Annotated in this window: 11 protein-coding genes; 1 reads left to right on the forward strand and 10 read right to left on the reverse strand. The window is 61.8% G+C overall.

Annotated features, from left to right (window positions below; genetic code table 11):
• Nucleotide 1 precedes the first annotated feature (1 nt).
• From CO667_RS10340 to CO667_RS10390, 10 genes are all read right to left on the reverse strand, one after another.
• Nucleotides 2-1,042 carry an SPFH domain-containing protein gene (locus CO667_RS10340; protein ID WP_097618288.1) on the reverse strand — a complete coding sequence of 347 codons (1,041 nt, stop codon included), beginning with the start codon at nt 1,040-1,042 and terminating at the stop codon, nt 2-4.
• Between the two features lie 179 nt (nt 1,043-1,221).
• Nucleotides 1,222-2,256 carry a ferrochelatase gene (gene hemH, locus CO667_RS10345; protein WP_097618289.1) on the reverse strand — a complete coding sequence of 345 codons (1,035 nt, stop codon included), beginning with the start codon at nt 2,254-2,256 and terminating at the stop codon, nt 1,222-1,224.
• Nucleotides 2,257-2,381: 125 nt separating this feature from the next.
• Entirely contained in the window at nt 2,382-4,337 is a 1,956-nt protein-coding gene (locus CO667_RS10350) for a bifunctional metallophosphatase/5'-nucleotidase (protein WP_097618290.1), read from the reverse strand.
• Between the two features lie 175 nt (nt 4,338-4,512).
• On the reverse strand, nt 4,513-4,833 hold the full coding sequence (locus CO667_RS10355) for a hypothetical protein (RefSeq protein WP_097618291.1): 321 nt from the start codon (nt 4,831-4,833) through the stop codon (nt 4,513-4,515).
• Nucleotides 4,834-4,860: 27 nt separating this feature from the next.
• On the reverse strand, nt 4,861-5,229 hold the full coding sequence (gene omp10, locus CO667_RS10360) for an outer membrane lipoprotein Omp10 (RefSeq protein ID WP_097618292.1): 369 nt from the start codon (nt 5,227-5,229) through the stop codon (nt 4,861-4,863).
• A 171-nt stretch (nt 5,230-5,400) separates the two neighbouring features.
• Nucleotides 5,401-6,852 (reverse strand): homospermidine synthase, encoded by a 1,452-nt coding sequence (locus CO667_RS10365; RefSeq protein ID WP_097618293.1) that lies wholly within the window; start codon nt 6,850-6,852, stop codon nt 5,401-5,403.
• Nucleotides 6,853-7,026: 174 nt separating this feature from the next.
• On the reverse strand, nt 7,027-7,311 hold the full coding sequence (locus CO667_RS10370; protein ID WP_097618294.1) for a YciI family protein: 285 nt from the start codon (nt 7,309-7,311) through the stop codon (nt 7,027-7,029).
• Complete coding sequence (locus tag CO667_RS10375) at nt 7,271-7,942, reverse strand: aminotransferase class IV family protein (RefSeq protein ID WP_097618341.1); 672 nt, start codon at nt 7,940-7,942, stop codon at nt 7,271-7,273. The genes CO667_RS10370 and CO667_RS10375 overlap by 41 nt, the downstream gene beginning before the upstream one ends.
• A complete protein-coding gene (locus tag CO667_RS10380) occupies nt 7,939-9,093 on the reverse strand; it encodes an aminodeoxychorismate synthase component I (RefSeq protein ID WP_097618295.1) in 1,155 nt (384 codons plus the stop codon). Before CO667_RS10380 ends, CO667_RS10375 begins: the two co-directional genes overlap by 4 nt.
• 348 nt (nt 9,094-9,441) lie before the next feature.
• Nucleotides 9,442-11,295 carry a M3 family oligoendopeptidase gene (locus CO667_RS10390; protein ID WP_097618296.1) on the reverse strand — a complete coding sequence of 618 codons (1,854 nt, stop codon included), beginning with the start codon at nt 11,293-11,295 and terminating at the stop codon, nt 9,442-9,444.
• A 207-nt stretch (nt 11,296-11,502) separates the two neighbouring features.
• On the opposite strand from CO667_RS10390, the gene CO667_RS10395 reads away from it, so the two are divergent.
• Nucleotides 11,503-13,047: a sigma-54 dependent transcriptional regulator gene (locus CO667_RS10395; protein WP_097618297.1), complete on the forward strand. Its 1,545-nt coding sequence runs from the start codon at nt 11,503-11,505 to the stop codon at nt 13,045-13,047.
• The last annotated feature ends 81 nt before the right edge of the window (nt 13,048-13,128 follow it).

Genomic DNA, 13,128 nt, shown 5'->3' on the forward strand with positions numbered 1-13,128 from the left:
CTTAACGCTCCTGCTCGGGATTGAAAGGATTGGGGGTCGACGGATTGATCGGCGGCGTCGAGCGCGCCGGAGCAGGACGCGGACGCGGCGGTACCGGCAGCGGCGTTGACGGGCTGTTGCCGTCATCACCGAAGACTTCGCGGGCAATGGCGCCGATGCCACCGAGCGAGCCCAGGATGGAAGAGGCTTCCATCGGCATCATCACGATCTTCGAATTCGGTGCCGAACCGATCGAGGTGAGCGCCTCGGTGTATTTCTGCGCGACGAAATAGTTGATCGCCTGGATGTCGCCGGCGGCGATCGCCTCGGAGACCATCTTCGTCGCCTTGGCCTCGGCCTCGGCCAGGCGCTCGCGGGCTTCGGCGTTGCGGAAGGCGGCTTCGCGCTGGCCTTCGGCCTGGAGGATGGCGGATTGCTTGGCGCCTTCGGCTCTCAAGATCTGCGCGTTGCGCGAGCCTTCTGCCTCCAGCACCTGGGCGCGCTTCTCGCGCTCGGCTTTCATCTGGCGGGCCATCGCATCGACGAGGTCGCGCGGCGGCTGGATGTCCTTGATCTCGACGCGGGTGACCTTGATGCCCCAGGGATGCACGGCCTCGTCGACGACGCGCAGCAGCCGGTCGTTGATCGCATCACGGTTGGAGAGCAGTTCGTCGAGATCCATCGAACCCATGACCGAGCGGATGTTGGTCATGGTGAGATTGAGGATGGCGTTTTCGAGGTTGGAGACCTGATAGGCAGCCTGGGCGGCGTTCAGCACCTGATAGAAGGAGACGGCATCGGCCGAAACCGAGGCATTGTCCTTGGTGATCACCTCCTGGGTCGGCACGTTCAGCACCTGCTCCATGACGTTCAACTTGGCGCCGACGCGTTCGATGAAGGGGGTGATCAGGTTGAGGCCTGGCTCCAGCGTGCGGGTGTAACGCCCGAAGCGCTCGATCGTATAGCGGTAGCCCTGCGGCACGGTCTTGATCCCGGCAAAGAGCACCAGGATGACGAAGATGACAAGCACGATCACGACGATGTCGAAGCCGCCGAACAGCATGAAGAATTCCTCCTATCGGCGCGTGCGCCCATACACTGATGTGGTGGGGTAGCATGTTCTTTGCGAGGAAGAAATGCCACACGGATGCCACACATCCGTGTGAGGCGGAGGTTTCGTCTCGGTTGGGTTATACGGGGCTTCGCCAGCTATCCGTGCGGTGCTGCTTTCTGAAAAGTTTCTTAGACCCAGCCCTGCAATTCACGGCGAACGACCGTTTCCAGCACTTTCATGCCGTCCTCGCCGTCGTTGAGGCAGGGAATATGCGCGAACTTCTCGCCGCCGTTCTCATGGAAGGAATGGGCGGCCTGTTCGGCGATCTCCTCCAGCGTCTCCAGACAGTCGGAAACGAAACCGGGATTGATGACGGCGATGCGCTTGACGCCGTCCTTGGCGAGCTTCTCCACCGTCTTGTCGGTATAGGGCTGCAGCCATTCCTCCGGCCCGAAGCGCGACTGGAAGGTGACCATGAAGTTATCCTTGCTGAGCCCGAGCCGCTCGCGCAGCAGCCGTCCGGTCTTCTGGCATTGACAGTAGTAGGGGTCGCCCTGCTTGAAATAGGACATCGGAATGCCGTGGAAGGAAGCGAGCAGCATCTCCGGCTTCCAGTCGAGCGTCGACAGATGCCGTTCGACGGACTTGGCCAGCGCCTCGATATAGGTCTCGTCATCATGATAGTCAGGCACGGTGCGCAGCGCCGGCTGCCAGCGCATCGAGAGCAGCTTCTGGAACGCCTTGTCGTTGACGGTGGCGGTGGTCGCTGCCGCATATTGCGGATAGAGCGGGAAGAGCACGATACGGTCGCAGCCCTCTTGCTTCAGCGCGTCGATGCGCGCGGCGATCGACGGCGTGCCGTAGCGCATCGCCCAGTCGACCTTGACGTTATCAAGATCCTTCAGGCGCTCGGCCATCAGTTCCGACTGGTTGCGGGTGTAGGTGCGGAGATAACTTTCGTTCTTCTCCTTGTTCCAGATCAGCTCATAGGCCTTGCCGACCTTCTGAGGGCGGGTGTTGAGCACGATGCCGAACAGGATCGGATACCACTTCCACGGCGACCATTCGATGACGCGGCGATCGGTCAGGAATTCCCGGAGATAGCGGCGCATCGATGTGTAATCGGTGCCGTCGGGCGTGCCGAGATTGACCAGCAGGACACCGATCTTGCCTGACTTGACGGCCGGATGGTCCGTCGGGCGGAGTGAAATATCTGCTGTCATTCTGGCCCCAACGCTCTTTTTGTCCCGCCGGCTCATACGCAGCCTCGAGATCGTGGTTCACCCTATAGAAAGAAAAGCCGGCCCGGGAAACCCCGGACCGGCCAGTGGCATCGGGACAAATCGTCTTACTTGGCGGGGACCTCGATCTCCTTGCCGACCGTCAGGTGATGCGGGTTCGGCTTGCCGTTGGCATCCGAAAGCTTCCGCCACAGCGTGCCGTCGCCGTAAAAGGTCACCGCGAGATCCCAGAAGGTGTCGCCGGCGGCGATGACGTGGGTGGACGGCGTCGTCGCGGCAGGCGCGGAGGCTGCCGGCGCTGGTTCGGCAGCGGGCGCGGGTGCTGCCGGCGTTGCCGGGGCTGGCGCAGCGGGGGCGGGCTCGGCAGGTGTTGGTGCAGCCGGTGCGGCAGGGGCAGGAGCGGGCTCGGTTGTCGGCGCAGGCGCTGCCGGCGCGGGAGCGGGCGCCTGTGCTACCATCGCGCCCATTTCTGTGACGCGGCCATCGGTATAGGGCTTATAGGGCGAATGGGCGGCCAGATATTCGGCGGTCACATCGGCAAGATCCGGACCGAAGTCATAGGCGTTCTGGCCCTCTTTGAAGATCGAATAGCCGTCGCCGCCGGCCCGCATGAAGTTGTTGGTGGCGATTTTGTAGGTCTTGGCCGGATCGATCGGCGCGAAACTGCCGCCGTTCCCAACCTGCACGTCACTGACGCGGCTGCCGACGGGCTTCGACTGGTCGAAGGAGAATTTCAGGCCGGCGACCTGCGGGAAGCGGCCGGCGCCCTGGTCGATCTGGCTGACGCCGTTTTCGAGCGCCTTGACGACATCGGCACCGGTCAGCTCGAATGTGGCGAGCGTGTTCTGGAACGGCAGGACGGTGATGACCTCGCCCTGGGTGACCTCGCCGCCGTCGATCGAAGCGCGCAGGCCGCCGCCATTCTGGACGGCGATGGTAACGCCCTGGTTCTTGGTGCGGTCGAGCATGGCGTCGGCCACCAGATTGCCCATCGAGCATTCCTTGACGCGGCAGACCTTGCGGTCGCCCTCGATCGGGCTGTCGGAGGAGCCGATCACCTTCTTGCGCAATTCCTCGATCGGTTTAGCCAGTTCGGCGATGCGGGCAATGATAGCCGGATCGGGCGTGAAGGTGGAATCGATCAGGATCGGATCGCCCTTGGCATCCTTGACGACGCCGTTGTCGTCGAAATTGACGACGAGATCGCCGAGATACTTGCTGTAGGAGGCGGCCTGAACGACCGGCACCTTGTAGCCGCCGGGATTGTCGACCATCGTCGGGTAGGGGCCTTCGGCCTTCGGGTCGGTATTGGAGAGCAGGCTATGGGAATGGCCGCCGACGACGACATCGACATCGGGGATCTTGGCGATCAAAGCGAGATCGCGGGGATAACCGACATGGGTGAGCGCAATGATCTTGTTGACGCCCTGGCCCTTCAGATCCTGGATGGCCGACGTGATGCTCTGGACGTCGTCTGCGATCGTAACGTTCGGGCCGGGGGAGGAAAGCTCTGCTGTATCGTTGGTGACGGCGCCGACGATGCCGATCTTCTGGCCGCCGACATCGAGCACCAGCGAGGGCTTGATGCGGTCGCCGAGCTTGGAGGCGGCTGTCGCCCTGACGTTTGCCGTCACGACGGGGAATTGTACCTTGTCGAGAAAGGTTGCAAGCCCGTCTTCGCTGTCATCGAATTCATGGTTGCCGACGGTCATGGCGTCGAACTTCATCAGGTTCAGGAATTCGGCTTCGGCGGCGCCCTTATAGGTCGTGTAGAACAGCGAGCCCTGGAAATTGTCGCCGGCATTCAGCAGGAGAACGTTCTTGCCGGATAGTGCCTGACGGCGCTGGTCGATCGCGGTCTTCAGGCGGGCAGCGCCGCCGAAGCATTCCTTCTTGCCTTCCTCCTCGGCCGAGCAGGTGGAGTCGAACTTGTTGATCGATTCGATGCGTGAGTGGAAATCGTTGATATGAAGAATATTGAGTTCGTAATCTGCAAAGGCGGCGCCCGTGCTGAGCGCCAGCATGGACGCGGTCAAAAGACCGAAGCTGAAAGACTTCGTCATCCCTGTTCTCCTGATTGAGGCGAAAGATCCCCCCGATCCCTCGCCGATCCCTTTCATTATGCGCCGGGGCGGTTTCCCGGCCTGCGGATGTTCCATCAGACGATGCACGACCGCAAGAGAAAGCTGGGCCAGGCGAGGCGCTTTCCAAGGGGGCAGGGCAAAAAAGCCGGGTTACCTATCCCAGGCATTCGCCGTCGGCGGCGTTTCGATAGAGTTCGTGCACGGCCTCCGCAATATTCGGAGCCATGGCGAGCGCGACGATCAAGCAGAGAAGGGAAACGAGGCGATGAAAGCGCCGGCCGGCCCGATAGGCAAGGAGCGCGCCTGCACCATAGATCAGGACCGCCGGTACGGCGAAGATCAGCACCTGCAGCGGCCCGTCGCAATCGGGAGCGGCGATGCCCTGGGCACGATATTCGTTGGCCGGTGAAACGACCGCAAGTGCCGCAAGCGGCAATGCGAGCAGCAGGATGAGGTAAGAGGCGAAGGCCCGCATGGCGTGCTTAGCCTATCGCCTGATCGTTCAGCCGCGACGGGAAAGCGTGAACTGTGCGCCGGAATCGGACGTGCAATTGAGCTGGCTCGGATTGACGAGCGCACAATTGACCTTGGACTGGGTCTTGCGCACCAGCGAGGTCATGTTGATCTCCACCAGGGTCGGTGAGGTATTGATATAGGTGCCCGAGGCAAGAAGCTGGTTGCTGTCGGTCGTGCGGGTGGTGAAGTTACCGCCCTGGAAGGTGGAAACGATGCCGTTCGGATCGCTCCAGTTGCCTTCGACGCCGGTGGCGACGGGTGCGGTTGCAACCGGCAGGCGGCGCGGCTCCGATGAAACGCAGGCGGCAAGAGCGGCGGCTGCGCCGACAAGAACGAGACCAGTTCTGATTTTCATAAGGCTTCTCCCGGCGAATCGGCGCGGCGGACAGCCGCCAAGTTCGGGCAAAACATGGCGCGCGCCCGCTGTGAAGGCAAGCCTTGGAGGGGCGGCGGGCGGCATTTAGACAGCAGGCGTTACAAAAATGCCCGCCTTGCGGCGGGCATCTTCGAGGTTGTGCGGGCGATCTCAGCGAACCAGGATGTTCCTGAACTGCCACGGATCCTTGGTGTCGATATCCTCCGGGAAGAGGCCCGGACGGCCGTCGAGCGGGGTCCAGTCGGTGTAGTGACCTTCGACCGGGCCGAGATAGGGCGTCTGCACTTCGAGGCAGCGCTTGTAGTCGATTTCGTCGGCTTCGACGATGCCGGCAGTCGGATTTTCCAGCGCCCAGACCATGCCGGCGAGAACGGCTGAGGTGACCTGCAGGCCGGTGGCGTTCTGATAGGGGGCGATGCGGCGGGTTTCTTCCAGCGACAGGCGCGAGCCGTACCAGTAAGCGTTCTTCTCATGGCCGTAGAGCAGGACGCCGAGTTCGTCGATGCCGTCCTCCAGTTCGTCCTCGTCGAGAACGTGATGAACCGGCTGCGACGTGCCGCCATTACCGAACATCTCGTGCAGCGAGAGCACGGCGTCATTGGCCGGATGGTAGGCGTAGTGGCAGGTCGGGCGGAAGGTCACTTCGCCGTCCTTGTCGCGAACCGTGAAAAAGTCGGCAATCGAGATCGACTCGTTGTGGGTGACGAGGAAACCATATTGCGGGCCGGGGGTCGGGCACCAGGTGCGCACGCGGGTGTTGGCGCCCGGCTGCTCCAGGTAGATCGCCGCCTTGTTGCCCTTCTTGTGCTTCTTGGCGTTCTTCGGCATCCACTCTTCATGCGTGCCCCAGCCGAGTTCGGCTGGCTGCAGGCCTTCGGAGATGAAGCCTTCGACGGACCAGGTGTTCCAGAAGACGTTCAGCGGCTTCGGGTGCTTGGTGCGCTGGGTGTCGCGCTCGGCGATGTGGACGCCCTTGACGCCGAGCTTCTTCATCAGCTTTGCCCAGCCTTCGCGATCGTGCTGGTCCGGCTCGTCGAACTTCAGGCCGGTGTCGTTGGCAAGGTTGACAAGCGCCTGCTTGACGAACCAGGAGACCATGCCCGGATTGGCGCCGCAGGTGGAGACGGCGGTGGCGCCGCCCGGGTTCTTCGCCTTTTCCTTGCGCATCGTTTCGCGCAGCGCATAGTTGGTGCGGTCGGCGTTGCTCATGCCCTTGTCGAAATAGAAGCCGAGCCAGGGTTCGACGACGGTGTCGATGTAGAGCACGTCATGCTTGCGGCAGAGCTTGATAATGTCGAGCGAGGAGGTGTCGACCGAGAGGTTGACGCAGAAACCCTGGCCTTCGCCTTCGGTCAGCAGCGGCTTCAGCAGTTCCTTGTAATTGTCCTTGGTGACATATTCCTTGATGTGGCGAACGCCGTGCTTCTTCAGGATCTCCATGTCGGAGGGCTCTTCGCGCGGGTCGATGACGACCATCCGGCTCTTGTCGAATTTGAAATGGCGCTCGATCAGGGGCAGGGTGCCGCGGCCGATGGAGCCAAAGCCGATCATCACGATCGGACCGGTGATTTCGGCATATACCGGATAGTTTTGTTCCGTCATTCTTTTCTCCTGTGGAAGGGGACGAAGGCGTTCAGCCCGAAGAATTCTTTTGAAATTGCCGCAGAGATGCGAAGTGACCGGCTCTAACCATAAATCCGCGTCACAATAAAGAGCGTTGAGGGGGAAAGGACAAATATCGGGCGGACGGGATGTCCGGCCGGCTCCCGGTAAAAATCAGCGTTTCAGGATTTCCAGCCCTTCGGCCGTCGTCGTCACCGCAAGTTCGGTGATGTCGTATTCGGCGACGCCGTGGATGGTGAAGGGATCGGCGGCGACATAGGCCTCGATTGCGGCGCGGTCGCCGATCGCCAGGATCGCGCCGCCGGTGCGCGGCACCTTGCGGCCGGAGGCCAGGAACCAGCCCTTGGCATAACCCTCCTTCACCCAGGCCATGTGCGGCTCCATGTGCCTGTCGGCTTCATCGTTGGCTTTGAGATAGGTGAGGGAGAGAATGAACATGGTCAGTTCTCAGAAGGCTTGCGCGGATCAGGCCGCGAAGCGAGTTGCCGACATAAAGCGTGCCGGCATCGAGATCGGCAAGGGTGAGGCGGCCGACGCGCGCCTTGCGCGCGCAGATGAGTTCGGTGCGCAACACGCCGGCGAGCAGGCCGCAGGAGATCGGCGGGGTGCGCAGCATGCCGGTCCCGTCATCCAGGAAGATCGAGGTGATGGTGCCCTCGCAGACGTCGCCGCGCTCGTTCAACAGGATGACTTCATCGGCTTCGGCAGACGTATATTCGGCGCGCGCGGCCTCGTAGACGGCGCGGCGGGTGGTTTTGACGCGCAGCAGCCTATCGGCGGAATCGAGACGGGTCTCGGCGAGGCGTACGGTCCAGGTGGTATCGGGCGCGAGCGGCGTGAAAGCGGCGCTCGTCACCGCGATGCGGCCTTGCGGGTCGAAGGTCAGGCGGACGCGCAGCGGGCCGGCAGCACCTGCAACGGCGTCGTCGAGCTTGGCCGCCGCGTCGATCGGTTGCGGGAAACCCAGGCGGCGGGCGGAGCGGGAAAGTCGGGCGAGATGCAGCCTCAAGCGGATGAAGCCTTCGCCGGGCTGCCAGCGCAGCGTCTCGATCAGTGAAAAATCGATCATCGCGCAATCCATTGGTCGCCGATGGCGAAGCGGGCCTTGAGCAGGCATTCCTCATATTCGGCCTCGGCGGTGGAATCGAAGACGATGCCGCCGCCGACATTGAAGACGGCCCTGCCGCCGTCAAAAAGCGTGATGGTGCGGATGGCGACGGAAAACCGCATGGCGCCGGTCGGCGAGATCATGCCGATTGCGCCGCAATAGGCGTCGCGCGGGACATCCTCGAGCGCATGGAGAATTTCCATTGCCCTGATCTTCGGCGCGCCGGTGATCGAACCGCAAGGGAAGAGTGCGGAAAAGATGTCTCGGATCGAAAGGCCGGGGCGTAACCTTGCCTGCACATGGCTCACCATCTGGTGGACCGTCGGATAGGTCTCGATGTCGAAGAGTTTCGGGACGTCGAGCGTGCCGACCTCGGTGATGCGGGAGATGTCGTTGCGCAGGAGATCGACGATCATGCGGTTTTCCGCCTGCGTCTTGATATCGCGGCGCATGGCCTCGATGATTTCGGCATCTTCAGCGGCGGTGGCGCCGCGTTTGGCCGTGCCCTTCATCGGATGGGTCTCGATCCAGCCCTGTTCGTCGGTACGGAAGAAGAGTTCGGGCGAACGCGACAGGATGACCGGACCGGCGAGATCGACCAGCGCGCCGTATTTGACCGGCTGGCGTTCGATCAGCGACCAGAAGGCGGCGCGGGGATCACCGCTCCAGCGGGCTTCGACCGGCATGGTGAGGTTCGCCTGATAGGCGTCGCCGAGCCGCAGGTGGTTGTGGAGGCGGTCGAAGCGCTCCTTATATATAGGGAAATCCCAGGCGGCTTTCGGGGCGGTGAGGAATTCCTCATTTTCGAGGCGCTGTTTGGATTGGGCGAGCGGATGCCCATCCGGCTGCGGAGCGTCGAAGACGCCGAAACAGAGCAGCGGGGTTTCGCGGTGTTCTCCGGCGAAGGGGGCAAGTTTGTCTTCGAAGAAATATCCGGCCTCGTAGGCCATGTAGCCGGCAAGCCATTTGCCCTCGGCCTTGGCCTGCTCCATGCGGGAAAGGCCCGCAAAGAATTCGGCGCGCGTTCGCGCGACGATGATCTCGGCCGGTTCGGCGAAAAGCATCACCTGGCCCGATGTGTCGTCGCGGAAGAGGATATAGGGGCCAGACATTGTTCGCCGCATCTTGCTTGGTTATCCGACGCTGGCGACGGCTTTGTTCTCTGCGATGCCGGGCGACGCGAAACGCATGGTTTTGCTGCGGTAGGCGGAGACCGCAGTAACACCCACCTCCCTCATTCCTGTGCTCGTCACAGGAATCCAGCCACGGCGCGTCCGCGCGGTGAATGATCTATTTCCGGCAAACAAGGAGTTTCCGGCGCCCAAGGACTTGGGCGCGCTGGATTCCTGTGACGAGCACAGGAATGAGGGAGAGTGGGGTGCCGTCATGGATCCTCGCGGACGTTGCAGAATGCGGTTGAGCCTATCACGGCACTCGCTTTTTCTGGTCTTGGCCGAGCCTTAGCCCCTATCCAAAGCCTCCAATTCGTCGATCAGCCCTTCGATCATCGACAGGCCCTGGCTCCAGAACGACGGATCGGTGGCGTCGAGGCCGAAAGGTTTCAAGAGTTCCGAGTGGTGTTTGGTGCCGCCGGCCCTCAGCAGTTCGAAATACTTCTCCTGGAAGTCCTGCTCGGCCTTCTGGTAGACGGCATAGAGCGAATTCACCAGGCAATCGCCGAAGGCATAGGCGTAGACATAGAAGGGCGAGTGGATGAAGTGGGGGATATAGGCCCAATAAGTCTCGTAACCTTCCGAAATGTTGATCGCCGGCCCGAGGCTTTCCGACTGGACCGAGAGCCAGAGTTCGCCGATGTCGTCGGCGGTGAGTTCACCTGATTTGCGGGCGGTGTGGAGCTGGCGCTCGAATTCGTAGAAGGCGATCTGGCGCACGACGGTGTTGATCATGTCCTCGACCTTCTGGGCGAGCATCGCCTTGCGCTCGCGTTTATCGCTGGTCTTTTCCAGAAGTGCACGGAAGGTCAGCATCTCGCCGAAGACGGACGCGGTTTCGGCCAGCGTCAGCGGCGTCTGGCACATCAACGCCCCTTGCGCGCCGGCGAGAACCTGATGCACGCCATGGCCAAGTTCGTGAGCAAGCGTCATCACGTCGCGCGGCTTGCCCATGTAATTGACGAGCACGTAAGGGTGGGCCGAGGGAACCGTCGGATGGGCGAAGGCGCCGGGCGCCTTGCCGGGGCGGACCGGGGCGTCGATCCATTGCTCGTCGAAGAAACGCCTGGCAATATCAGCCATCTCGGGGGCGAAATTGCCGTAGGCCGAAAGCACCGTGTCCTTCGCTTCGGGCCAAGAAATGATGGCGCTGGAGGTTTCCGGAAGGGGCGCGTTGCGGTCCCAGAAATTCATCTGCTCCATGCCGAGCCATTTCGCCTTCATCTTGTAATAGCGGTGCGAAAGGCGGGGATAGGCTTCGCGGACGGCGGCTGCCAGCGCATCGACGACCTCGCGTTCGACGCGGTTTGCCAGGTGTCTGCTGTCGGCGATGTCCTCGAAGCCGCGCCAGCGGTCGGCGATCTCCTTGTCCTTGGCAAGCGTGTTGGTGATCAGCGTGAAGGTGCGGATATTTGCCTTGAAGGTTTCGGCGAGCGCCACGGCTGCCTTGCGGCGGACTTCCGGATCCTTTTCCTGCAGCCGATTCAGCGCCACTTCGAGCGGCACCTTCTCGCCATCAATGTCGTAGCGAAGCTCCGCCATGGTTTCATCGAAGAGGCGGTTGAAGGCAGCGGCCGATGTCATCGACTTCTCGAGGAAGAGCTGTTCCAGCCGGTCGTCGAGCTGGTAGGGCTTGTCCTTCCTGAGGTCGATGAGCCAGGGGCGGTAATGTCCTGCGGCCGGATCATTGGCCATGCTGGCGTCGATCACCGCGTCGTCGATGCGGTTCAGTTCGAGCGCGAAGAACAGCAGGTGGCCGGAAAATTCGGTGATCTTGGCCTGCACGTCGCCGTAGAGCTTGCCGTTCGCCGGGTTGGTGGTGTCGGAGAAATAGGTGAGGCCGGCAAAGGAGCCGAGGCGGCCGATGATATCATCAAGCGCCTCATATTCCTTCAGCGCCGCGCCGATGCCCTCAGCGCCGGTCTTCGTCGCGGCGTCAGCGAGTTTGCCCTTCCACTTCCCTTCAAAGGCGATCGCGGCCTTGCCGGCCTTTTCCATGTCGGCGACGAAAGCGGTTGAGGTGGCGGAGGGATAAAGATCCTGCAGCTTCCAGACCGGCAGATCGCCGAGCGCCGGATCGGCGGCCCCAGCCGGCGCTGCTGGCGACAAAAGAAGGCCGGCGTGCGGGAGCTTGATTTTCATGGGCGCAATTCCTCTCCACTTTCATAACAGTCTGCTTGAATAAGCGTGAGAAGGCCCCGTATCAAGGGCCATTCAGCGCATGAAAGGCGTCGCTTCGGCACGAAAACGACCCGTTGCAATCGTTAAAATGCAATTATTTCTCAAAACTGGATGTTCAAGCCTTTCTGCCAGAGTGCGCTTCATGGTTTCGCATGAAGTGGAGCGACAATGACCGGTTACAATGAGCTCAAGGGAGCAGGGCAAATCCTCGTGGTCGAGGACGACCCGGTGCAGCGCCGTCTGCTCAAGAACGCAATCGAGCGCCACGGCCATGTCGTGCACCAGGCGGAAAACGGCCGCATCGGCCTCGAAATGGTCAAACGCGACAGCGGCCTTTTCAACGTCATCGTGCTCGACCTGATGATGCCGGAAATGACCGGCCTCGAATTTCTCGACGCGCTGCACGAATTCGGCACGCAGATCCCGGTCATCGTGCAGACGGGGCAGGGCGGCATCGAAACGGTGGTGCAGGCGATGCGCGCCGGCGCCTTCGATTTCGTCGTCAAGCCGGTCTCGCCCGAACGCATCGCCACCTCTATCTCGAACGCGATGAAGCTCGACCAGCGCGAGGTCAAGGCGCGGGCCGGACGCCGGTCGCGCTCCGGCGCGGTCGGTTTCGACGACATCGTCTCGGCAAGCCCGGCGATGATCCGCGTCATCGATCTTGCGCAGCGGGCGGCCCAGTCCAACATTCCCGTCGTGCTCGAAGGCGAATCCGGCGTCGGCAAGGAGCTGGTGGCACGTGCCATCCAATCCGGCGGCGACCGCTCGAACAAGCCGTTCGTCACCGTCAATTGCGGGGCGATCCCGCATAATCTTGTCGAGAGCATCCTCTTCGGTCACGAGAAGGGGGCGTTTACCGGCGCGACAGAGCGCCATATCGGCAAATTCATGGAAGCCGACGGCGGCACCATCTTCCTCGACGAGATCGGCGACCTGCCGCTCGAGGTGCAGGTGAAGCTGTTGCGCGCCGTGCAGCAGGGCGAGATCGAGACCGTCGGTGCGCGCACCGCGCACAAGGTCAATGTCCGGCTGATCTCGGCGACCAACAAGGATCTGATCGAGGAGGTCAAGAACGGCCATTTCCGCGAGGATCTCTACTATCGCCTCAACGTCTTCCCGATCACCATTCCGGCGCTGCGCAAACGCAAGGAAGACATTCCGAATCTGGTGCGCGTCTTTGCCGAGCGCTTCTCCAGCGAGCAGAAGAGTGGTCGCCGCATGACGGTGAACGCAGGCGCGCTGGCGTTGCTGACCGCCTATGACTGGCCGGGCAATATCCGCCAGCTTGAAAACGCAATCTTCCGTGCGGTCGTTCTGGCCGAAGGGCCGGAGCTGACCGAGGCCGACTTCCCGCAGATCGCCGCCCAGCTTCCGGAATACGAAGTCGTGGATCACCTGGCGCTCGTTGCCGACAATACCGGCCTCGATCCCGACGACAATTATGGTGAGGATTTCAGGGCATCGATCGCGGGAGAAGTGCACCACCGCCTGTCCGAAGCTTCCGAAAACGCGATCGCCAGCGTCAATCCTGCCGGCGACGTGCGTAGGCTTGCCGATGTCGAGGAGGAGCTCATCCGATTCGCACTCAAATTCTATCGCGGACAGATGAGTCAAGTGGCGCGCAAACTTGGCATCGGCCGGTCCACACTTTATCGCAAGCTCAAGGACTACGGTATAGACCCCGACAATCCCCAGAAAGATGCGGCTTAAGCGCTTTTTGTTAAGACTAAGGCAACCACGATTTGTTACTGATCATAAACCACTTGTTAGTGGCTCGTTCACTATGTAAAG

It is taken from the genome of Rhizobium sp. L43, from assembly GCF_002531725.1.
Classification (GTDB): Bacteria; Pseudomonadota; Alphaproteobacteria; order Rhizobiales; family Rhizobiaceae; genus Rhizobium.